The sequence below is a fragment of the Neoroseomonas lacus genome (genome assembly GCF_014644535.1).
Lineage (GTDB): Bacteria > Pseudomonadota > Alphaproteobacteria > Acetobacterales > Acetobacteraceae > Neoroseomonas > Neoroseomonas lacus.
Genome location: NZ_BMKW01000010.1, coordinates 37,482 through 58,626 on the forward strand (window position 1 = coordinate 37,482; position 21,145 = coordinate 58,626).

The following is a 21,145-nucleotide window of genomic DNA, read 5'->3' on the forward strand; positions in this document are numbered from 1 at the left end:
GTCTTCCTCAGAACGGGTCGGGTCAGGCGAGGCCGTCGCAGCCGAGACGCCGCAGCGTCGCGTCGACCCAGGATGCGTCGTGGGTGCCGGCCTCGATATTCGCCATCTGGCGCGCCTCGGCTGCCGCCTTCTGCGTGGCCGCCGCATGCACGGCCTCCACTTCGGCGAAGGGGACGCAGAGCAGGCCGTCCTCGTCGCCCAGCACCAGGTCGCCGGGATCGATAACCATACCGTCCAGTGCGATCGGAACGTTGATCTCGCCGGGGCCGTCCTTGTAGGGGCCGCGATGCGTGATGCCGGCAGCGAAAACCGGGAAGCCCTGCGCGCGGATGGCGGCGCTGTCGCGGATCGCGCCGTTGATGACGATGCCGCCGAAGCCGCGCCTGATCATCTGGGCGAGCATCAACTCGCCGATGATGGCATTGGTCAGGTCGCCGCCAGCATCCACGACGATGACATCGCCGGGTTCGGCGAGCGCGAGCGCCTTGTGGACCATCAGGTTGTCACCCGGGCGGGTCTTCACCGTGAAGGCGGGTCCGGCCAGCACGCCGCGTGCATGCATGGGGCGAAGCCGAGGCCCGCCGGCGGTCATGCGGGCCATGACATCACTGACATTGGCGACGGGCAGGTCGCGGAAGCGCGCGACCGCCTCGGGGGCCACCTTGCGTGCGCGGGGCAGGATCCTGAACCCGACAGCCATGCTCATGCTCTCCTGAATGTGCGGGCCGCTTGGCGGCCCAACTTTTCGAAACGAAATTCTAGTACTGTGCGTCACTCGCGCCAGGGGCGCCGGGACCAGAGGGCGCGCAGCGCCGCCTCCCCGCCCAGCGCCGCGTCGCGATAGGCAGCGCCGACCAGCGGCTTCAGTGGCAGGCCGGCGCGGGCCGCCGCGTCGGTCCAGGCCGGATCGGAGAAGATCGCGGCGAACGCAGCCTCGATCTCCTTACGGATGGGATCCGGAAGGCCGGGCGGGCCGAAGATGCCGCGCCCGGCGGAGAACACGACGTCCACACCGGCCTCACGATAGGTCGCGATATCCTGCGCGGCCGGGTCGCGCGCCTCGGCGGCCAGGCCGAGGCCGCGGATGGCGCGTTCGCGCAGAAGGGGCAGCGCCTCGCTGATGTTGAAGGCGCCGACCTGGAGCTGCCCGCCGAGCAGCGGGACGAGCAGCTGCGAGGTGCCATTGAAGGGCACATGGTTCAGCTGCACGCCGGCGGCTTCCTCCAGCAGAAGCATCGCTATGTGGTCGTCGCCACCGATGCCGGCGGTGCCATAAGCGACGTCGCCCGGGCGCGCCCGCGCGGCCGCCAACAGCTCCGGTAGGTCCTTGAAGAGGCTGTCGGTGCGGACGAAAAGCCCACAGGGATCTTCGACGACTTGGGCGAGATAGGTCAGCTCAGCCGGGCGCCAGCGCACCGGGCGCTCGATCGGCTGGCTGAGCACCGTGGGCGTTGCGCAGGCGCCTAGGATGAAGCCGTCCGGCGCGGCATTCGCCACCGCCTCGGTCCCCACCTGACCGCCGGCGCCGGGGCGGTTGCTCACCACCACGCGCGCGCCCGGCAACTTCGCCGCGAGGAAGGGTGCTGTCGTGCGTGCCATGGCGTCCATGCCGCCGCCGGGTGCGAAGGGCACGACGATCTCAATGGGCCGGCCCGCCGGCCAGGCGCGCTGGGCGAATGCCGGGCGCGCGAGTGCCCCTGCGGATCCTAAGAGGGTAGCGCGCCGGCCGAAACCCGGTCCTGGCATCGTGGCGGTTCTCCTTCCTTGAGCCGCGGGATTGCTTGACACGCCCAGACGGCGCCCGCTTATAACGAAACGTCGTTTCGAAATACAAGCTCCGCAGATGCAGCTGGGGCACGCCAGGGAAGGAACCGCACCTATGCTCTCCCGCCGCCAGATCATCCGGTCCAGCCTCACGACGTTGCCCCTCGCCCTCGCCGGGCAACCCCGGCCCTCCTTCGCTCAGGCCGTGGCCTGGCCCTCCCGACCGATCCGCATTGTTGTCGCCTGGGCGCCGGGCGGCGCGGTGGACACCATCGCCCGGCGCCTCGCACCGAAGCTTTCCGAGGCCCTTGGAAAGCCGGTGGTCGTGGAGAACAAGTCCGGTGCGACTGGCACGATCGGCGCCGCCGAGGTCGCGCGCGCCGCGCCGGACGGGCACACCCTGCTGGCGATGGACAACACCTATGCCATGCTGCCCTACCTGTTTCAGCGTCTGCCCTTCGACCACGCCACTGCCTTCCGGCCGGTGACGATCAGCGCCTTCTCCCCCGTAATGCTCGCCGTGAACCGCGACGCCCCGTGGCGCGACCTCGCCGGCCTCATCGCGGCCGCGAAGCAGGATCCGGAGAAGATCACCTACGGTACCGGCGGCATCGGCAGCGCGCCGCACTTCGCGACCGCCGCCTTCGCCCAGGCTGCCGGCATCAGGATGCTGCACGTGCCCTTCCGAGGCGCGGGGGAGGCGGTTACCAGTGTGCTGTCGCGCCAGGTGGACCTTGTCATGGTCTCGCTGGGCTCGGCGCTCGGCCATGTGCAGGGCGGGTCGCTGCGGGTACTCGCGATGAGCGGCACGCACCGCACTCCCGCGCTGCCCTCGGTGCCCACCTTCGCCGAGGCCGGGCTGCCAGCCTTCGGGCCGAATGGGGAAGGTGTGGTGAACTGGTCGGGCCTGGCCGCGCCGACCGGCACACCGGATGCCGTGGTGGATCGTCTCCAGGCCGAGGTGGCAAAGGCGTTGGAGGCGCAGGACATGCGCGACTTCCTCGGTTCCCTGGCCTCGGAACCCGGAGGCATGCCGCCGGCCCGCTTCGCAGTGCTGCTCGCCGAGGAGGCGGCGCGCTGGCGTGTCGTCGCCGAGACCAGCGGCATCGAGCGGCAGTAGGGCGATGGGATATTTCGCACCGCCGCCGCGCATTGGCACCGAGGTCTTCACCCGCCTGCCCGACCGCTTTCGCCGCCCCCGAGCGACCGAATGGGCGCGCTGGAACCGCGGCGGGCGGGAGATCGACAGCTTCCTCGAAGGCCCCTGCCTCGACGCCGAGGGTAGGCTGTACGTCACGGACATCCCATCCGGGCGAATCTTCCGCATCACGCAGGATGGCGCCTGGGATCAGGTCGCGGAGTACGACGGGTGGCCCAACGGCATGAAGCTGGCGCCCGACGGGATGTTGCTCGTCACCGACTACAAGCGCGGCCTGTTGCGGATCGACCCCACCACCGGCGCGGTCGCGCCGTTGCTGGAGACCGCGCGCAGCGAGGGGTTCAAGGGGCTGAACGATCTCGCCCTCGGCGCCGATGGCAGCATCTTCTTCACCGATCAGGGCCAGACCGGCCTGCACGATCCCACGGGGCGGGTCTACCGCCTGCGACCGGATGGCAGGCTCGACCTGCTGATCAACACGGTGCCGAGCCCGAACGGCATCGTCGTGGCACCAGACCTATCCCACTGCCTCGTCGCCGTCACGCGCGCGAACCAAGTCTGGCGGCTGCCGCTGCATGGCGACGGCGCGGTCACCAAGGCGGGCATCTTCATCCATCTGCATGGCGGTCCCGGTGGGCCAGACGGCCTGGCCTGGGACCGCGACGGCAACCTGTTGGTCGCCCATACCGGCGTCGCCACGGTCTGGCGCTTCAACGGGCGGGCGGAGCCGACGCTTACAATCGCCTCCTGCGCCGGCGCGTCGACGACCAATCTTTGCCTGGGCGGCCCGGAGAAGCGCGACCTCTTCATCACGGAGAGCGAGACGGGCAGCATCCTGCGCGCGCGGCTGGAATAGCGCACCATGGTGCCGAAGGTTCGGAGATAGGCATGGCAGAAAAGGCAAAGCGACGACCGGCGCTCGATGGTGTTGCCTCGGCCGACCGCGCCCTCAGCGTGCTGTCGGCGTTCCGCAAGGGGGACCGCACCCTGCCGCTGGCGGAACTCGCCGACCGCACGGGGCTGGTGAAGAGCACGATCATGCGTCTTGCCATCTCGCTCGTGGAGCATGGCTACCTCGCGCGCGACGGTGACGGGTCCTATCGGCTGGATGCCGAGGTGCTGCGGCTCGGCACCATCTACACCCAATCCTTCCGGCTCGAGGCGCATGTCACGCCGGTGCTCGAGGAGCTTGTCGCCCGCACCGGCGAGACGGCGGCCTTTTACGTGCGGCGCGGCGATCAGCGGCTCTGCCTGTTCCGCGTGGACAGTCCGCATTTGCTCAGGATGCATGTGCGGGTCGGAGACGCGCTGCCCCTCGACAGTTCCGCCATCGCGCAGGTGCTGCGGGCCTTCGCGGCGCGGCCACTGCCGGATTACGTCGCGGCCCTCGAACTGCCGATCGTCACCATGGGCGCGACGGATCCGCATACCGGGTCAATGGCCGCGCCGGTCTTCGGGCCGGGCGATAGGCTCGCCGGGGCGCTCGCGCTGTCTGCGCCGGTGATCCGATGGACGCCGGAGGCGCTGGCGGCGGCGCGGCCGATTTTGGCAGAGGCGGCCACGGCCCTCACCAGGCGGATTGGCGGTGAGACGCCGGAGTGGCCGCGCGCAGCTGCGGAATAGATCTGTTCGTCCGGTGGTAAGTTCGCAGATTCACGAGCCCATTCCATCGCTGCGCTGCTGGGCTCGCAGTCAACGACCGGCGCAAGGAGACGGTTCGCGCCCGGTGGCACGCCCTCAGCCAGATCGCGCGCTGGGCCACGCACCAACGCCAAATCGACGTACTTCCGAAGGGGTCGCTGGCGATTGTCGGGTCACGGCGATATCGGCGCCACCGCGAATGTCCGCTCTCGACGAATCGTAGCCTGATTCTGTCAGTCCGCTCTCGGCCAAGGTTGGATGGGCCGTTGCATGGCAATCCCCCCGCGACAGGGCTGGAAGCGGCCCTTACTCCACGTGCGCCACGGGCCGATTCGGAACGCCTCGCTAGCTCCCGCGGCTACCTAGCGCCGAGCTTTGTCCTTCGTCCTGCGCACAGGCGAAGGCAGCCTCCGGACGGCGTCCAGGGCTTTGGGCTACGCGTGGTTGAGGGGGTGTCCGTCGTCGGATGATTTGAGACGGTGGAGCGTGCTCAGGATTGGAGTGTCTGGCTCGCCTTGGTTGAAGGTTACGCGGCGTGCTGCTGGTGGATCAAGCGGCGTTGCTGGATAGTCTGTCGCTTGATGCGTTCGCGGTCGAGCAAGATAGTCTGGTCGCGGCCGAAGTAGACATCGGCTGGGGTGAGGTTGCGCAGGCTCTCGTGGTATCGCTTGTGGTTGTAGTGGTCGATGAAGACCTCGACCTGGGCTTCGAGATCGCCGGGCAGGTAATAATTCTTGAGCAGGATGCGGTTCTTCAGCGTCTGGTGCCAACGCTCGATCTTGCCCTGGGTTTGCGGATGGCAGGGCGCGCCGCGGACGTGGTCCATGGCGTTCGCGGCCAGCCAATCGGCCAACTCGCCGGCGATGTAGCTCGGCCCATTGTCGGACAGCAGGCGCGGACGGTGCCGCACATTCGCGCGGTCGCAGCCCGAGGCGGTCAGTGCGAGTTCCAGCGTGTCGGTGACATCGCTGGCGGCCATGCTGGTGCAGAGCTTCCAGGCGATCACGTAGCGCGAGAAATCATCGAGCACGGTGGAGAGGTAGAACCAGCCCCAGCCGGTGACCTTGAGGTAGGTGAAGTCGGTCTGCCACAGCTGGTTGGGCGAGGTGGTCCTGGTGTGGAACTCATCGACCGCCGTGACCACGATGAAGGCCGGGCTGGCGATCAGGTCATGCGCCTTGAGCAGGCGGTAGACCACAGCTTCAGAGACGAAGTAGCGTTGCTTGTCAGTGAGTGGCGGCACTCACGGTATCCCCAGCCAGGCGGCGCTTGCCGGCTTCAAGGAACTCCTTCGACCAAGCGTAGTATAGGCTTTCGGCAATGGCTTCGTGGCGGCACAGGGCTGCGATGCTTTCCTCACCGCGCAGACCTTCCAGCACGATGCGGATCTTGTCCTCGGCCGAATGATGCTTGCAGGTGGCGCGGCGGGTGTCCCGCACCACCTTCTCAGCCGCTGGCTTGGCGGCGGAGGCGGAGGATTTCTGGCTCATCTTCACTCTCCTTGGGGGTTACGATGAGCCAGAAATCCTCCGTTCCTCAACGCCGCCTGTCCGTCTCAAGGGCGCTGAAGCCGGACACCGAATATCCTGCGGCCGGACGAAGCGATCCCGGACGGGTGGGACGAGCAGCACCGCGCCTTAGCGCGAATTGCCGCAATCGCAGGCCCGCAATAGCAGCGTTGGCGCTGAAGCCCGGCTCGTGAAATCAGCGCATATGTCCTCGATCTGCAAGCCTGCTAGCCCACGCGCGGCTTCCAAATATGGCCGGTCCTGCGCAGTCCATAGCCGAAGATGACTAGTTATATCGTACGAGGTACCGTCCACCTGCGCTCGAGCGGCAGCCCCAGCCACATTTGGAAGATGCCACACGGGCCGCAACAGGCGGTTGAGACGAATTCCTTGGCGATTACCCTCCCCCGCTTTGGCATCGTACATGGCGGCGAGTAACGAACAGGCAGCGGATCAGGCGTGCGAGCTACGACGCGCCCCAAAGCTGGCATCAGTGTCAATGCCGAGGCCGCCCTAACGGATCTCCGTTCCTACTCCCGCATCGGGAACATTGTGGCCGAGTACCAGAACACCGATTTTACGCAGGCGCGCCATCTCTGCTCGCCCTTGCAGTATCTGCGTTTTCGTCCTTCCATTTGGGGGCAACGCCCCGGAGCGGGCAGCAGGGAGAGAACACCATGACTGCAAGACGCCTTCTGCTCGGCTTGGCTGCAACACTCATCGCCGCCCCGGTACTCGCTCAGCAGCCCGCAGCGGTACCGGGCTGGGCGATCGGTCGCCCTGAAGGGTCGACACTCGCACCACACGCGCCGAGGCTGACGGTGACGCCGTTGAGTGAAGTGCCGGTCGGCGCGCTACGGCTACCGGCGGGCTTTTCGGCCACGGTCTTTGCGCACGGCATCCCCGGTGCGCGAATGATGACGGAGGGCCCGAACGGCACGATCTTCGTCGGCACGCGCGCGATCGGGCGTGTTTACGCAGTCACCCGCAACGCCGATGGCACGACGCGTACACGCATCATCGCTCAACGGCTGCCGCAGCCGAACGGCCTCGTGATGGTCGGCAACAGCCTGTTCGTGTTCGCGATCAACCGAGTGCTACGCTACGACAACATCGAGGCGAACCTCGACAATGTGCCGGCGCCAGTGGAGTTGACGGAGGCCTTCGGCTTGCCGACCGAAGCCGAACATGGGGGTAATCACGGTTGGAAATTCGCCACGCTCGGCCCTGACGGCCGGATCTATACGAATGTGGGCGCGAACTGCAACATCTGCGAGATTGACCGCGACCGCTTCGCGCTTCTCGTTTCCTTCAAGCCCGACGGCAGCGACCGGCGCATCGAGGCGCGCGGTATACGCAACAGCGTCGGCATGGCACTCCATCCGGTGACGCACGAACTCTGGGCCACCAACAATGGCCGTGACTGGGCAGGCAACGACTGGCCCAATGACACGCTTCACCGCGTCCGCCGCAGCGGCGAAGATCACGGCTTCCCCTTCTGCTCCAGCCGTAGCGCCGACCCGCAATACAACGCTGGGCGCAATTGCAGCGAGTTCGTGCAGCCCGCGGCCCTGCTTGGCCCGCATGTCGCTTCCCTCGGCATGCGATTCTATACGGGGACGATGTTCCCCGAACAGTACCGGAACCAGATCTTCATCGCCCGCAGGGGTTCCTGGAACCGCGAACGGCTGACCGGTTACGACGTGGTCGTCGCCCGTACTGACGCGCAGGGCAACGTGACGGGCATCGAGGATTTCATGACCGGCTTGCGCGACGATGCGAACCAGCGTTTCCTCGACCGCCCAGTGGACATCCATGTCATGCGGGACGGTTCGCTGCTCGTCTCTGGCGAGCAGATGGGCGCGATCTACCGCATCACCTATCGCCAGTGAGCCTTCGGCTCATACTCGCGGCGGCCGTCCTGGCCGCCGCCCCCGCCGGTGCCGTGGTGGCGCAGGACGCCGCCCGCGGCGCCAGCCTCGCAGCTCACAACTGCGCGAATTGCCATGGCGCGGACGGCCGCAGCCAGACCGAGGGCATCCCGTCCCTGGCCGGCCAGCAGCCTGGATACATGACCGTGCAACTCATCCTGTTCCGCGAAGGCATCCGCGATGTGCCGGCGATGCTCGCGTTCGCGGCCGACCTGCCGGACACTGACATCGAGGACCTGTCAGCCTATTTCGCAAGCCTGCCACCAGGCCCGCCGGACGAACGCCGGCCGCGCGACACCGCGCTCTACGCCGCTGGCGAGGCCCTTGCGGGGCCACACCTTTGTGGCGTCTGCCATTTGCCAGACTTTGTCGGCCGCGCTCAGATCCCCCGCCTCGCCGGCCAACGCGAGGAATTCCTGGTACACGCCATGACCGGGTATCGGGACGGAAGCCGCGTCGGCGTCGATACGCAGATGAATGATGCCGTACGTGGGCTGTCAGACGGCGATATTGCGGCACTTGCGCACTATCTGTCCCAAAGAGACTGAGTTGGCCTCGAAGCGACGGCCGAGGGCAGCATGTTTCCACGGCGCGGCTCCGCATACACCGAAATGCCGTCGCGTGTCCCCGCGGCCAGCCGGCACGCGGATCTTGCCGATGGTCTGGGTGGTCTCGTGAGCCTAGGGCCGCATCATCAAGGGTGCGGGTCGCCACGCGTATTGAGCAGGACGAATCGTTCAGCCGAATTCGCGGTATCGGAAGGCGGGCGCTCCTGAGCGGGCCAGCGCGGCGGCAAGCAGACCGTGCTGGGGCGAAAGGGCACAGGCTGGATCAGTGGCGGCGGCGTTGCCAGTCAAAGCGAAGGCCTGACAGCGGCAGCCGCCCCAGTCCTGCTCGGCGCGCTCGCAGCCACGGCATGGCGCTGGCATCCAGGCTGTGCCGCGGAAGCGGTTGAAGGCCTCGCTATCCTCCCAGGCATCGCGGAGCGACGTCTCGCGCACGTTTGGGAATTCCATGCCTGCGATGGACTCCGCCGCGTGACAGGGGAGCACGTGGCCCGCCGGGGAGACCCCGAGGAACCGGTTTCCCCAGCCGCCCATGCAGGCTTTGGGTCGCGCTGCATGATAGTCCGGCACGACATAATCGATGACGAGCCGTCCCCGGTGGGTCTGTCGCGCAACCTCGACAATGCGCGTCGCTTCTTCAAGTTGCTCGCGAGTCGGCAGCAATGCGTCGCGGTTCGCCAGCGCCCAGCCGTAATACTGCACATGCGCGATCTCGAGCCGCGCCGCGCCCCAGGCGCGGGCCGTTTCGATCAGAAGCACCAAGTTATGCAAATTCTGCCTGTGAACGACGGCATTCAACGTCAGCGGCAGGCCGGCTTCGCGAACAATCCTCGCGGCGGCCTCCTTGCGCGCATGAGCACCCCGCATCCCGCCGATACGCTCGGCGCCTGCGGGGTCAGCGTCCTGCACGGAGAGTTGAACATGGTCGAGGCCCGCCGCCTTCAACCGCGCCATCAGCGACGCGTCGAGCAGCACGCCGGCTGTGATGAGGTTGGTGTAGAGGCCGGCGCAGTGCGCCGCGGCGGTGATCTCGACGATGTCGCGCCGGGCGGTGGGTTCACCACCCGATAGATGAACCTGCAGGCAGCCGATGGCTGCGGCTTCCTCGAACACACGCGCCCATTCGACCGTCGTCAGTTCGGCCGAGGCACGAGCGAGTTCGACCGGGTTCGAGCAATAGGGGCAGCGCAGCGGGCACCGATGCGTCAGTTCGGCGAGCAATGCGAGCGGCGCATTCATATCGTCAGCGCGCCTCGCACGACCAAGTCGTCCAGCATCGCGTTGACATCGGTGGCTATCAAATCTCGCGGTGCATCGAACTTGGCGGCGAGCGCGTCCACGATGACATCGACGTCCCGCGCGCCGTCGACAAGTCGAAGTACTTCCAACGCCGTCTCGTCGGGCACGAACATGCGCTCCGGCGCCATGACCACCCAGCGGTCTCGCGCCTTGTCATGGTGCAGGCGCACGCCGGGAGCGAAGCGCGGCGTCACGGGCGGAAGGCGCCCGGCGGCGGAAGCGCGGGCTCCACATAGGCAACGTGCAGTGCGTCGAGTTGTGCCCACAGCAGGTCACACTTGAAGCGCAGCGCCGCGAGGACCTGCTCCTGCTTTTCCACGGTGTCAGCGTGTGCCTTAACGTAGGAGAGCGCGAAGGCAACATCCTGCGGCGCCTGGGTCAGGCGTGGGGTGAAGTAGGTGAGAGTCTCCGCTGTGACAAAATCGTAATTCCGAAGCATGCCCGACACGCGCTGCGAGATGATGTTGGGCGAGAACATCTCGGTGAGCGATGACGCGATCGCCTCCAGCAGCGACCGCTCCCGAACGAACTGCACATAGGCATCGACCGCGAAGCGCGTCCCCGGGAGCAGGCCCTTGAGCGAGACCACATAGTCGCGGTCGAGCCCGAGCCCATCCGTCAATGCCAACCAGCGTTCGACACCACCCGGATGCACGCCGTCTCCGTCATGGTCCTCCAGGCGGCGGCGCCACTCGCGGCGCAGTTCGGGCGTCGGCAACCGAGCAATCAGCGACGCATCCTTCGCCGGAATGGATGCCTGATAGTAGTAGCGGTTGAGTGCCCAAGCCTGCACCTGGCCCTTGGTCAGCTTCCCGCCATGCAACATGTGATGGAAGGGATGAAGGATGTGGTAGCGCTCTTCCCCAATCGCGCGCAGCGCGGCTTCCAGCGCCTCAGGGGACATCAGGTTCACAGGTGGATCTCCATCCCGTCATCGGCCACTTCCCACCCGTGCGCTGTCAGCATCACGCGTTCCGGGCTGTCGGCGAGCAAGGCGGGGTTCGTGTTGTTAATGTGAACGAAAATGCGGCGCGCGACGGGAATGGACGCAAAGGCCTCGAGCGATGAGCCACGGCCGGTCATCGGCATATGGCCCATGCGGCGGCCGGTCTTGGGGCCGGCCCCGAGGCGGATCATTTCATCATCGGTGAACAGCGTACCGTCGAACATCACGCAGGTTGCACCGTCGAGCCGCGCGCGCAGGGCAGCGGTCATCGTCGCGCAACCGGGGATGTAGTGGAGGGTGCCACCGCCCGCGGAAAAAGCGAGGCCGAGCGCCTCCCCAGCCTCCGCCACGCCAGGGTCATCTGCCGCATCTTCGGCGAACAGCGGCATCTTGCCCGGCACGGCGTAGGCCGTGACGGACATGCCCAAGACGTCGAAGGCTTCGTCGGACACGATTTCGCGGCGCTTCACGAAATCAGGATTCAGCGCGCGAAAAATCGGGTTCGCATCCAGGACGGCGAGCGTGGGTCGCGCCGCCAGCAGCGTGAAAGCCTGACGTTCGCGCAAATGCAGCAGACCAGCGATAGTGTCGATCTCGGCGCCTGTCAGCAGCACGGCGGCGACGGGCGAGTTACGCAAGGTTCCGGGCCGCGGATGCAGTGCGGGCGTCGCGGCGATTTGCTGGCGAAGGTCGGGGCTGGCATTCACCAGCAACCAGCGTTCCCCATCGGCGGAAACAGCGATGCTCGACTGGCTCCGCGACGGCGCGGCGGGATCACCCGCACGCGACCTTAAGCAACCGGCCCCGGCCGAGTTCCACTGAGGGAACCCGCCGCCGGCACCGGCGCCGAGCACGATGACCCGGAGCACGGAGGCGCCGCCCCGGGAGCGTTTGCCTTAGCCGATCTCGGCGCAGGCGTAGCTGTTGATCTCGAGAGCAAGAGAGATTTCGACGATCTTCGGCGTCTTCCAGGACATTGCTGAATCCTCCGCTGGGTACCGGCCCTTCGCCGGCAATGAGACAGTGCCGCTTCCAACGCGCTACATCAAGCCGGCACTAAGCTCAGGCGCATAGAGGTCAGCAGATCGTTCCAATTCCTCCGAAGCGCCGTGCTGCGTCGACCGCCCCCCATCAAACAAACCGATCAGAAATTTATCGGATCATGGCCTGTTCCTGCCCGCTACTGTGGTCCAGGGCTCGACAACTTCTTGCGCGTATTCGGTCTGCTCGGCGAAGGCCCACAGGGTCAAGTTCCGCAGCGATGCCTGCTCGTGAAGCGCATCCTCCGGAAGTACGGCTTTCTGCCAGATCTGCAGGATGGTGCCGTTCAGCCGGTCCTTCCGCATGCAGGGGCGCTGTCAGCTTCGTGGGCGACGTGATGGCGGTACCGACTGGGTGGATACCCATTAGCGCTTCGGTGGCAGTCCCCTTCACTGCCCCATGCGCTTCACCAACTCCGCCACATTCTCGCCGCAGACGAGCCGACGATGCACTAACATTCACCCCGGACCACCTTATGGGGGCAGGCCAACCGCAAGAAGCTAGCTGAGAAGATCGCAGCGGGACCTGAGCGGCGCATCGCTGCGTTGGCTAGGCTGGAGCAGAAAGGCGGCCACCGCGAATTTCTGCGCCGGCAGCTGGCAAAGGTGAAACAGCCAGCGTTGCAGCGGGCTTGAAGGGCCCGCTCGGAGGGTGATGCACCTCCCAAAATAGGCTATAACCAACCCCGCCCGCTTCGGCCGGCGGGGTCTTTTGTGTCCGGCAAACGTTTGCACGCCTCCGGTTCAGCCTGAACCGCATCAGCCGCTCACCTTCGTCGGCTCAGGTAGACCCGATTCCCGGACGCCGTGATGTAGTAGAGCCCTCCACGGGGGCCGACGCACGGATTGGTCGGGGTACAGCCGCTCTGGTACGTCTGGACTGGCCGCGGCGGCTGCGTTGGACCGGCGGCACTGTTTGTCCACGCCCGGCCGCGGCCAGCGTAGCGCTCGACGTCCAATTCCACCGTCGTGATTTCCGCCTGTACCAGGCGCCGTTGCTCTACCGACGTGCGGGGTAGATCTCGGCGTTCTCGCACGGCACGTTCGGCAACCTCCCTGATGCCGGGTGCCAGGCGCGGGTCATTTCGTGACATCACGGCTAGGCTTGCGATGCGCTGGTTGCGCCAGTCCCCGTAGGAGGCCGGAGCCGCGGTTAGCGGGGCAACCTGGATCGTCGGTGCTGCCGTCGGCTGCGGCTGCGATGCTCGAGGCGCTGAAGCGCAGCCCGCGAACGAGGCCGCTGCCAGCACTAGCGCGAACATCCTCATCCGATCCTCCTGAAGAACGGTAGCAGAAAGTTCGCTGTGCTGCTCGCCTATAGGTTGCGTGCATGAAACGGTTAGGTGTGTGGATAAAGTAGCCAGGAGGGGGGGGAGGTGCCACCTGCCGCGCAGGAGCGCCAGGAGCCAAAGGGCCTCAACTGACGTGACGCAGACGGCCAGCATGTAGAGGCTTCGGTGGGCGCACTGCTGCGTTCACCGATACCGGCAGTAAGCCAAAGCAGCCGAGCGGTGTAACCTTAAGCGTTGTGGGACGTTCCAACATACAGATCCACATTCGGATCGAAAGGACGGAACGTCATGTTCAATTCATCCATGAGGCGCGCCCTGTTAACGGCGACGCTACTCGCGGTGCCAAGCTTCGCCTTCGCGCAGACGAGCACCACGCCCGCGCCGGCCGCTCCATCGGTGGCATCTCCCCCAACTACGAGTGTCGTGGTTCCCACGGCTGCGCCCAGTGCTCGCCGTGCCAGCACACTGATCGGCGCGAACATCATAAACGAGGAAAATAGGAATGTCGGCGAAGTGCACGACCTTATGGTGGACACTGCCGGTGGCGCCACAATCGCCGTCCTTTCAGTCGGCGGGTTCCTCGGCATGGGAGAGCGTTACGTCGCCATCCCGCTGAGCGCTCTGCGGTGGAACGGCGAACGGGAGCGCTGGATGCTTCCGGGAGCCACCGTCGATAGCCTCAAGGCCCGCCCGGCGTTCACCTATCCAGAACGTCGTTAGGCACTTTTTCGCGCCGGCCGGGACACTGCTCGCCGGTATTCAACGACTGGCCCTGCCGGCCTCCCGGCTGGGCCAGTCTGACGGGCTTTCGTAGGATTAGGCGTCAGGAGCCGTGTTCTTCGGGCCCGTCCCCGGTACCGTTGGCCCAGGTCCACCCGGCGCCTCATGGCCGCCGCGGGATTCGTCCTCGGGACCAACTGAATGGAGGGTAGGTGCTGGTGGCTCCTCCGCACCGTCCTCCGAAATCGACTGAAGGCTGAGATCCGCGATCCGGCATAGCGCCTTGGCGAATGCGTGGTGGAATTCTGGATCTGCGCCGTGGAGGATGTTGTTCTCGGCCGCCGCGGCAGCCTGGCGCAACTCGCCGGCGGTCCATCCCAGCGGCAGGGCGCCGTTTCGCTCCATGTGAGCCGTCAGCCGCGTCAGCAGCGTGACAGACACCATGCCCAACAGCTTCGCGTCGATCTTTTCCATGTCCTGCCCCTCCGACCGGCGATCATGCGCAGGAGACACGGGGAGAGGGAACAAGGCAGGCTACACTTCATGCTATTCGGTGCACATACCGAGATGAAGGCGCTCGCCGACGTCTGCGAGATCGCCATCCGTGAGCAGGTCCGCAGCGCGACCAGTGAACGCGCGCATGCCACGGCACCCCATGCATCTCACGGATGTTTGCATGCTCATCGCTGCACGTGATGGTAGTATTTCGCTTCCATGTCGCATGTGAGCAACGCATGCGCGATCCACTGAGGGGAGGGCTGACGCGATGAGTGAACCGCGGTTGTGGGCTGTCTCAGGGGTTTGGCTGGCTTCGGCAGTGCTGCTGATGTGGGTCATCGGATAGGTGGCTAGTGCTGGTGCTGACCAGATCTTTAGTCAGCATCAGTAACCACGACGCTCGTGTGATTGATGAGTTCTGGGTTTTCGCGTAGCAGCAGACGCCATGAGGGTTGCCGCGCTTGCCATCGTCGCGCTCGTTCTGATGTTCCTCTCAGCGGCATCGTTTATGTTGCCTCGCGAGGCTGTGCCGCCTGTGGGCTCTGCATCCCCGCGGCCCTGGGACCCTTACCAAGGATCTGCGAATTGAGGTGGGTCTGGCCCGCTTAGTGCCTCAGCAAGAGGGCAATAGTCGCAAGACCGGCGACCGTGAGGGCGCACAGCGGCGACAGAACGCTGAGTACAAGCAACCACTTGGAACCCGGTGGCTGCGGCTGAAGTGTAGGTATGCAGTTTTCCACGACGGATATCCTCGGCATTCGTGAGACTGTTTATTCGTCGTTAAAGTAGCGCTCCGGAGCGCAACACACCCGTTAGAACACCGTTAGATTCGTCTTTAAAGTGAGGCGATGGCTGTGCGTGTGTGTTTTTGAGACCGATTTGTGGGAATGGGCAGAACTGCCGGCCCTGGCTTCGGCTTCGTGTGCCCGACGATACGCCGCCCTTAGCACGCGGCGCTTCGCCTCCGGCATCATGCGCAATGATCGCACTAGGCCACCGTCGCGCTGCTGAGCGGGAGGAGGCGCTGCGCGCGATGCCCATCGCAACCCGATCAATCGGACCGCGTTACATCGCAAGGATCACACCGCCACCTTGGAGCGGATAGAGTGCGCGCCCGATGATTGCGACGGGCGGCGTCAGCGGTAGCACCGGGCTGCTGCCTTAGCGCTCCGGCGCAACAGCCTCGCCCGACAGGAAGCACTGCTCAACCGCAGGAGGACGCCATGGATTTTGCCGCATACATGGATGCCATTATAAGTTCGGGCGAGGGCGATTGGCTGTGCGTCTCCCGACCCGTCTTCCTGCAGGATTGTCAGGAGATGTCAGGGCCTAGTGGGCACTGGATCGAGGTTGCGGGGCACCACACCAATTTCACCCTCAAATCCAATCTCTCGATCTCCATCGCCGCCGGCATGCCGCATCGCGACGACTTTGCCGAGGCATGGACGAAGGTCTTCCCTGACACCAACGCGCGCAGCCACTTCATCGATCTCATGTGGTGCGGGCGCCCCGTCCATCGGCTGATGGGCGTCTCGGTCGATGGCGGCAGGGCAACGCTGCCGTTGCCGCGTGCGGATACCCTCGAGGTTCCGAAGCGGGCAGCGACATTCTTCCAGCTGCTTGATGGGATCGGCGGAGGCACCGTCTTCATCGAATACTTCAAGCGGGCGGGCTTTACGACTGTCGATGAATCGTTGCCGGTGTGACGCCGACGTGCTGCGCGCTGCCATTCTGCCCGATGAACTCGACGCCGGCGGCTTCGAAAGCGCCGCCTAGAGTGCCGGCCGCGGTGATCAGTTGGCCCCACGGAAACTCATCCATCCTTGCGCTTCCTCGGCCGCCGGGGGCCGGCGAAGCGCAGGGGTTAGCAGGGGATCAGGCGGCAGCCTCGGCTGAGGTCGCGGCGCCGCGTGTGGGTACCATCGTGGGCACCGCCCGCCAGCACCAGAGATTTATCTAATGAAATCCGGTCTATGATGCGCTGAAATGGCGTCCCCTAGGGGATTCGAACCCCTGTTACCGCCGTGAGAGGGCGATGCCCTACGCCACAAGGCGCACGGGAGCTTGGCGCCAAGGACCCGCAGCATAGGTCGTGGCCTGAGCAAACCCTAGTCGCCGGCCAACGCCGACCCCCGCGGTTCAAGTTTGGTTCAAGATGCTTGTTTCGGCCAAAGTAGACTTTCGGCCGTCGCGCCGAAGCCGGCGGTTTGCATCGGAAAAATGGTCGGAGCGGCGGGATTCGAACCCACGACCCCCAGTCCCCCAGACTGATGCGCTACCAGGCTGCGCTACGCTCCGACCGGACGCGCCGTGTAGCACCGGGCGCGGTGGGTTTCCACCCCTGTGGGGGGCGAGAAATGCGCGATGTGGATGTGTGCGCGGCATTCGGCCACGCGGGACATGCGCCGGGCCTTCGGCCGGCGCCGCGAAGGGGCCGAGGGCCCCGTCGTCACCTCACCAGGTCGCGCAACTCGCCTGCGATGGCCTCAAGCTCGGCCAGTGCGGCGCGTAGGGCGGCGGTCTCCTGTTCCTCGGCGGCCAGCGGCGGCAAGGGGTCGCCCAAGGGCAATTCGCCGGTCTGGGCCTGCGGCCCTTCATCCGTGCCGTCACGCAACAGCCGCTGCACGCCCTTGATCGTGTAGCCCTGGGTGTACAGCAGGTCGGAGATGCGCCGCAGCAGCGCGATGTCCTCGGGTCGGTAATAGCGCCGTCCCCCACCGCGCTTGAGCGGCTTGAGCTGCGGAAACTTCGATTCCCAGAAACGCAGCACATGCTGCGGGATGTGAAGGTCGTCGGCGACTTCGCTGATGGTGCGAAAGGCAGTCGGTGCCTTGCGCGGCTTGGCGCGACCCTCGGCCTCGATGGGCAGGTCTTCGCTCATTCGTCGCCCTCGTTCACCGGCTCATTGTTGATGTGCGCCTTCAACACCTGGGACGGGCGAAAGGATAGCACCTTGCGCGGCAGGATCGGCACTTCGACGCCGGTCTTGGGGTTGCGGCCGACGCGCTGGCCCTTCTGGCGCACCAGGAAGGTGCCGAAGGCGGAAATCTTCACCGCCTCCCCGGCTTCCAACGCGGCCGAGATCCGTTCGAGCACGGTTTCGAGCAGCGCGGCACTCTCGTTCCGTGACAGACCCACATTGGCGTAGATCGCTTCCGCGAGTTGTGCCCGCGTTACCGTGTTCATGCCTGAAACCGCCCGCAACCCGTTCTAACAGCAAGAAAACCGGTATCGGTCCCAGGCGTCAACCACGAAGCGTGGAAATGCGCGATTAGAAGCGCGCCACGGCGGCGCCCCAGGTCAGGCCTCCGCCGATCGCCTCCATCACCACGAGGTCGCCCGCCGTGATGCGGCCGTCGCCACAGGCCTCGGCCAGCGCCAGCGGCACCGAGGCGGCGGAGGTATTGGCGTGGCGTTCGACCGTCACGACCACGCGATCGGGCGGCAGGTGCAGCTTCTTGCCCATGGCGTCGATGATACGGCGATTGGCCTGGTGCGGCACCAGCCAGCGCACATCCTCATGGCCGAGTCCGTTGGCGGCCAGTGCCTCATCCACCACGGCGGCGAGCTTGGTGACCGCGTGGCGAAACACTTCCTTGCCGGCCATGCGCAGCAGGCCTGTCCCGCCGGTCGAGCCGGCGCCGCCCTCGATATGCAGGATGTCGCCCAGGCGACCATCGGAATGCATGTGGCAGGACAGCACGCCGCGATCGGCGGTGGTGCCCTCCCCCTCCCCGGCGCGCAGCAGCATCGCGCCGGCGCCGTCGCCGAACAGCACGCAGGTGCCGCGATCGGTCCAGTCGAGGATGCGCGAATAGACTTCGGTGCCGATCACCAGCACACAGCGCGCCTGACCGGTGCGAATGAACGCATCGGCAATGCCGACGCCATAGATGAAGCCGGTGCAGGCGGCGGCGAGGTCGAAGGCGAAGCCTTTGGTGACGCCGAGCTTGGCCTGGACGCGCGCCGCGGTGGCGGGGAAGGCCGAATCGGGCGTCGAGGTCGCGACCAGGACGGCATCCACCTCGGACGCATCGACACCGGCGCGTTCGAGCGCCTGGCGCGCGGCGGCCGCGCCCATGTCGGAGGCGGTCTCGTCAGCAGCGGCGATGTGGCGGTAGCCGATGCCGGTGCGTTCGCGGATCCAGGCGTCGGACGTATCGAGCCCCTTCAGCGCCGCAAGTTCGTCATTGGACAGCCGGGTCGCCGGCAGATAGCCGCCGCAACCGGCGATGATGGCACGCAGAACCATGGAAGGCGGCAACCTCAGCGAGAGTCGGCCGCGATTCGCGGTCCGGTCGTGGACAGGCGGGTCAGGCCGTCACGGATACTCTCGTTGAAGCCATGCGTCACCATGTCCATCGCGACATCGACAGCATGGGCGAAACCGAGCGCGTCGGTGCCGCCATGCGACTTCACGACCACGCCGTTCAGCCCGATCAGGATGGCGCCATTGTAGCGGCGTGGGTCCATCCATTCGCGCAGCCGATCAAGCGCCGGGCGGGCGAGCAGATACCCCAGCCGCGCGGGCACCGTGCTGGTGAAGACCTGCCGCAGCAGGTCGCGCATCAGCTTGAGCGCGCCCTCGCCGGTCTTGAGCGCGACATTGCCGGTGAAGCCGTCCGTCACGATCACATCCGTGGTGCCGGCGGTGATGTCGTGGCCTTCGACGAAGCCGCGGAAATTGGCGCCGATATGCGAGTCGCGCAGCGTCTCGGCGGCGGCGCGCACGCGGTCGTCGCCCTTCAGCTCCTCGGAACCAACATTGAGCAGGCCGATCGACGGGTTGGTGAGGCCGAGCACTGCGCGCGCGAAGGCGTCGCCCATGACGGCGAATTCCACCAGGTTGCGAGCATCGCACTGGATGTTGGCGCCGAGGTCGAGCAGCACCACGTCGCCCCGCGCCGAGGGCCCGATGGCGGCAAGCGCCGGGCGGTCGATCTCGCGCATGGTCTTGATGACGATTTTTGACAGCGCCATCAGCGCGCCGGTATTGCCGGCCGAGACGATTCCCGAGGCCTCGCCCTGGGCGACCGCATCGATGGCGATGCGCATCGACGAGCCGCGCACACGCAGAGCGGCAGTAGGCTTCATGTCACCGGGGATGTAATCCGGCGCATGACGCAGGCTACAGGCCCGCGCGGCGCGCTTGCGGCGCGCCAGCGCACCGCCGACCCGTGCCTCGTCGCCGACGAGGAGGAAACGCGCCTCCGGATGCCGCTCGGCGGCCAGTTCCAGGCCATCAAGCACCACCTCCGGCGCCGCATCGCCACCCATGGCGTCGATCGCCAGAGAGAAGGGCGGGCTAGTCCGGGACATGTTCAACTGCCCCCTGCGGCGAGGTCAGCACCGCGGGTCAGGAACGGATGGTCTGGCCCACACGCTCGGCCGCCACCACTTCACGGCCGTCATAGTGGCCGCAGTGGGAGCAGACGTGGTGCGGCCGCTTCAGCTCGCCGCAGTTCGAGCACTCCTGATACGACGGAGCGCTCAGCGCCTCATGGCTACGGCGCATACCGCGGCGGGAGGGCGAAACCTTTTTCTTCGGGACGGCCATGGCGCCGAGCCTCTTTCATCTACAATCTTGCAGGATAGCGGGAGGGCGGGCCATTAGCACCCACCCCCTTGATACGCAAGCCGCGGGGGGGCCTCGGGGTTGCTATTTCCGCCCCCGTAGCGCGGCCAGGTTGGCAAAGGGGCTCACGGGGGCCTCGGGCGCGGCATCCGGTTCGGCGGTCAGATCATCCGGCAGGACGGCGCCCGGCGCCCTTGGATAGGGGTCCAGCGCCAGGGCAAGCTGTTCGGACAGCGCCTCGCCCAGGTCGGCCACGCCGCCCGGAGCATCGACCTCATCGGGGGCTTCGGGGTCGTCCGAATATTCCTCGCCGGGACCGAGGACACGCAGATGCACGGCCTCGTCGACCTGCTGGGTGACCGGCTCGAGGGTGACGACGCAATCCTGCACGACTTCCGCGAGGATGCGGCCTTCGATCGACACGCCGCCGCCGCCTTCGCGCTTGAGCAGCAGATCGGCGGCGAATCGGTTCACCGCGGGGATGCCGAAGCGCTTCGCCAGCGCCGCGCATTCGGCCGGGGTAGCGCGCAGCCATTCCTGGCGCCCTTGGGGGGCGATCCGCGCGAGGGCGATGGGGCGGGAGAATTCAGGCTGCATCGACCAGCCCCTCCGCGGGCAGGAAGGCGACGCGCCCGGCGGCCAGCTGGTCGATGCCCTGCCCGGCCAGATGCGCCGCCTGGGCGCGGGCGATGCCCGCCAGCCGGTCGGCCGCGCCATCGGGCGGCGGCGCCCCACGCCAGACGTTGCGGGCCAGCGCCTCGGCCAGCGCCGCCGGGTCGGCCGATTCGAGTGCCGTTTCATAGGCCAGGGCGCGGCCGTGGAACGCTTCCCACATGCCGCGCACGCGCTTGCCGACCGACATGTCGCCGACGCCCATCTCGCGCAGGTTCACGTCCATGTCCGCGAACATGGCGTCGAACACGGCCTGGGCGAGGGCGGCGCCGCGGGCGTCACCATCGGTACGCAGGCGGCGGATCAGCAGGCCGACATGCAGGCTGACCAGGTCGAAGCGACCTTCCAGCGTGTCAGGCACGCCAAGGCCGATGAACAGCGCGGGAGTGCGGGCGGCGCCGACAGCCGCGCCGTAGAGTTCGAAGCCGGCACGTTCATGAGGCCGGCGGCGGAACATCGCGAGGATGCCCATGATCTGGAATGGCTCCGGCCCCGTGGCGGTTGACCCGGTGGCATCAAGGTGTCTATCGATGA

At 66.5% G+C, this 21,145-nt stretch carries 22 protein-coding genes, 2 tRNA genes and 2 pseudogenes; 7 read left to right on the forward strand and 19 right to left on the reverse strand.

The features are described 5' to 3' along the window. Positions 1 to 22 precede the first annotated feature (22 nt). Both IEY36_RS19485 and IEY36_RS19490 read right to left on the reverse strand, forming a co-directional pair. Positions 23 to 700 carry an RraA family protein gene (locus IEY36_RS19485; RefSeq protein WP_188969860.1) on the reverse strand — a complete coding sequence of 226 codons (678 nt, stop codon included), beginning with the start codon at positions 698 to 700 and terminating at the stop codon, positions 23 to 25. Between the two features lie 71 nt (positions 701 to 771). Further along, entirely contained in the window at positions 772 to 1,632 is an 861-nt protein-coding gene (locus IEY36_RS19490) for a tripartite tricarboxylate transporter substrate binding protein (protein ID WP_188969862.1), read from the reverse strand. A gap of 247 nt (positions 1,633 to 1,879) precedes the next feature. On the opposite strand from IEY36_RS19490, the gene IEY36_RS19495 reads away from it, so the two are divergent. Genes IEY36_RS19495 through IEY36_RS19505 form a run of 3 tightly spaced genes read left to right on the forward strand, consistent with a single transcriptional unit; the run spans position 1,880 to position 4,546 of the window. Next, a complete protein-coding gene (locus tag IEY36_RS19495) occupies positions 1,880 to 2,884 on the forward strand; it encodes a Bug family tripartite tricarboxylate transporter substrate binding protein (RefSeq protein WP_188969864.1) in 1,005 nt (334 codons plus the stop codon). A gap of 4 nt (positions 2,885 to 2,888) precedes the next feature. Continuing rightward, positions 2,889 to 3,779, forward strand: a complete 891-nt coding sequence (locus IEY36_RS19500; protein WP_188969866.1) for an SMP-30/gluconolactonase/LRE family protein — start codon at positions 2,889 to 2,891, stop codon at positions 3,777 to 3,779. Positions 3,780 to 3,811: 32 nt separating this feature from the next. Continuing rightward, positions 3,812 to 4,546: an IclR family transcriptional regulator gene (locus IEY36_RS19505; RefSeq protein WP_188969868.1), complete on the forward strand. Its 735-nt coding sequence runs from the start codon at positions 3,812 to 3,814 to the stop codon at positions 4,544 to 4,546. Positions 4,547 to 5,090: 544 nt separating this feature from the next. On the opposite strand, the pseudogene IEY36_RS19510 reads toward IEY36_RS19505, so the two are convergent. Then, positions 5,091 to 6,054: pseudogene (locus tag IEY36_RS19510) on the reverse strand (IS3 family transposase). An 857-nt stretch (positions 6,055 to 6,911) separates the two neighbouring features. Here IEY36_RS19510 and IEY36_RS19515 point away from each other — a divergent pair. Together IEY36_RS19515 and IEY36_RS19520 are read left to right on the forward strand one after the other, a co-directional pair. Then, the gene (locus IEY36_RS19515; RefSeq protein ID WP_229681438.1) at positions 6,912 to 7,964 is read left to right on the forward strand and encodes a PQQ-dependent sugar dehydrogenase; all 1,053 of its coding nucleotides are present in this window, start codon (positions 6,912 to 6,914) and stop codon (positions 7,962 to 7,964) included. Between the two features lie 56 nt (positions 7,965 to 8,020). Next, entirely contained in the window at positions 8,021 to 8,551 is a 531-nt protein-coding gene (locus IEY36_RS19520) for a c-type cytochrome (RefSeq protein WP_188969872.1), read from the forward strand. A gap of 189 nt (positions 8,552 to 8,740) precedes the next feature. On the opposite strand, the gene pqqE is transcribed toward IEY36_RS19520, so the two are convergent. The 6 genes from pqqE to IEY36_RS19550 all read right to left on the reverse strand — a co-directional run bounded on the left by pqqE (position 8,741) and on the right by IEY36_RS19550 (position 12,160). After that, positions 8,741 to 9,808: a pyrroloquinoline quinone biosynthesis protein PqqE gene (gene pqqE, locus IEY36_RS19525; protein WP_188969874.1), complete on the reverse strand. Its 1,068-nt coding sequence runs from the start codon at positions 9,806 to 9,808 to the stop codon at positions 8,741 to 8,743. Continuing rightward, positions 9,805 to 10,062 (reverse strand): pyrroloquinoline quinone biosynthesis peptide chaperone PqqD, encoded by a 258-nt coding sequence (pqqD, locus tag IEY36_RS19530; RefSeq protein WP_188969876.1) that lies wholly within the window; start codon positions 10,060 to 10,062, stop codon positions 9,805 to 9,807. Before pqqD ends, pqqE begins: the two co-directional genes overlap by 4 nt. After that, positions 10,059 to 10,772 carry a pyrroloquinoline-quinone synthase PqqC gene (gene pqqC / locus IEY36_RS19535; protein WP_188970329.1) on the reverse strand — a complete coding sequence of 238 codons (714 nt, stop codon included), beginning with the start codon at positions 10,770 to 10,772 and terminating at the stop codon, positions 10,059 to 10,061. The genes pqqD and pqqC overlap by 4 nt, the downstream gene beginning before the upstream one ends. Positions 10,773 to 10,777: 5 nt before the next feature. Further along, positions 10,778 to 11,683: a pyrroloquinoline quinone biosynthesis protein PqqB gene (gene pqqB, locus IEY36_RS19540; protein ID WP_188969878.1), complete on the reverse strand. Its 906-nt coding sequence runs from the start codon at positions 11,681 to 11,683 to the stop codon at positions 10,778 to 10,780. Positions 11,684 to 11,710: 27 nt separating this feature from the next. Then, positions 11,711 to 11,791, reverse strand: coding sequence for a pyrroloquinoline quinone precursor peptide PqqA (pqqA, locus tag IEY36_RS31415; protein ID WP_188970330.1), 81 nt, complete (start codon positions 11,789 to 11,791; stop codon positions 11,711 to 11,713). Between the two features lie 183 nt (positions 11,792 to 11,974). After that, on the reverse strand, positions 11,975 to 12,160 hold the full coding sequence (locus IEY36_RS19550; RefSeq protein ID WP_188969880.1) for a hypothetical protein: 186 nt from the start codon (positions 12,158 to 12,160) through the stop codon (positions 11,975 to 11,977). 1,274 nt (positions 12,161 to 13,434) lie between these two features. Between IEY36_RS19550 and IEY36_RS19555 the strand changes: the two genes are divergently transcribed. Beyond that, entirely contained in the window at positions 13,435 to 13,866 is a 432-nt protein-coding gene (locus IEY36_RS19555) for a PRC-barrel domain-containing protein (RefSeq protein ID WP_188969881.1), read from the forward strand. A gap of 96 nt (positions 13,867 to 13,962) precedes the next feature. Here the strand turns inward: IEY36_RS19555 and IEY36_RS19560 are convergent, their stop codons facing one another. After that, positions 13,963 to 14,340: a hypothetical protein gene (locus IEY36_RS19560; RefSeq protein WP_188969883.1), complete on the reverse strand. Its 378-nt coding sequence runs from the start codon at positions 14,338 to 14,340 to the stop codon at positions 13,963 to 13,965. A 1,247-nt stretch (positions 14,341 to 15,587) separates the two neighbouring features. Between IEY36_RS19560 and IEY36_RS19565 the strand changes: the two genes are divergently transcribed. Further along, positions 15,588 to 16,070, forward strand: a complete 483-nt coding sequence (locus IEY36_RS19565; protein ID WP_188969885.1) for a hypothetical protein — start codon at positions 15,588 to 15,590, stop codon at positions 16,068 to 16,070. A 281-nt stretch (positions 16,071 to 16,351) separates the two neighbouring features. Here IEY36_RS19565 and IEY36_RS19570 read toward each other — a convergent pair. From IEY36_RS19570 to IEY36_RS19610, 9 genes and pseudogenes are all read right to left on the reverse strand, one after another. Then, positions 16,352 to 16,419: transfer RNA gene (locus tag IEY36_RS19570), tRNA-Glu, on the reverse strand. Positions 16,420 to 16,585: 166 nt separating this feature from the next. Beyond that, a tRNA-Pro gene (locus IEY36_RS19575) sits at positions 16,586 to 16,662 on the reverse strand. A gap of 309 nt (positions 16,663 to 16,971) precedes the next feature. Then, positions 16,972 to 17,245: pseudogene (locus tag IEY36_RS31255) on the reverse strand (MerR family transcriptional regulator); the annotation flags it as partial. Continuing rightward, positions 17,242 to 17,550 (reverse strand): integration host factor subunit alpha, encoded by a 309-nt coding sequence (locus tag IEY36_RS19585; protein ID WP_188969889.1) that lies wholly within the window; start codon positions 17,548 to 17,550, stop codon positions 17,242 to 17,244. The gene IEY36_RS19585 and the pseudogene IEY36_RS31255, both read right to left, overlap by 4 nt. 85 nt (positions 17,551 to 17,635) lie before the next feature. After that, complete coding sequence (locus tag IEY36_RS19590; RefSeq protein WP_188969891.1) at positions 17,636 to 18,616, reverse strand: beta-ketoacyl-ACP synthase III; 981 nt, start codon at positions 18,614 to 18,616, stop codon at positions 17,636 to 17,638. A 14-nt stretch (positions 18,617 to 18,630) separates the two neighbouring features. Next, positions 18,631 to 19,683 (reverse strand): phosphate acyltransferase PlsX, encoded by a 1,053-nt coding sequence (gene plsX, locus IEY36_RS19595; RefSeq protein ID WP_188969893.1) that lies wholly within the window; start codon positions 19,681 to 19,683, stop codon positions 18,631 to 18,633. 37 nt (positions 19,684 to 19,720) lie between these two features. Continuing rightward, positions 19,721 to 19,921 carry a 50S ribosomal protein L32 gene (rpmF, locus tag IEY36_RS19600; RefSeq protein WP_137123705.1) on the reverse strand — a complete coding sequence of 67 codons (201 nt, stop codon included), beginning with the start codon at positions 19,919 to 19,921 and terminating at the stop codon, positions 19,721 to 19,723. A 102-nt stretch (positions 19,922 to 20,023) separates the two neighbouring features. After that, positions 20,024 to 20,536 (reverse strand): YceD family protein, encoded by a 513-nt coding sequence (locus IEY36_RS19605; RefSeq protein WP_188969895.1) that lies wholly within the window; start codon positions 20,534 to 20,536, stop codon positions 20,024 to 20,026. Then, positions 20,526 to 21,083, reverse strand: a complete 558-nt coding sequence (locus IEY36_RS19610; protein ID WP_188969897.1) for a ubiquinol-cytochrome C chaperone family protein — start codon at positions 21,081 to 21,083, stop codon at positions 20,526 to 20,528. Before IEY36_RS19610 ends, IEY36_RS19605 begins: the two co-directional genes overlap by 11 nt. Between the last annotated feature and the right edge of the window lie 62 nt (positions 21,084 to 21,145).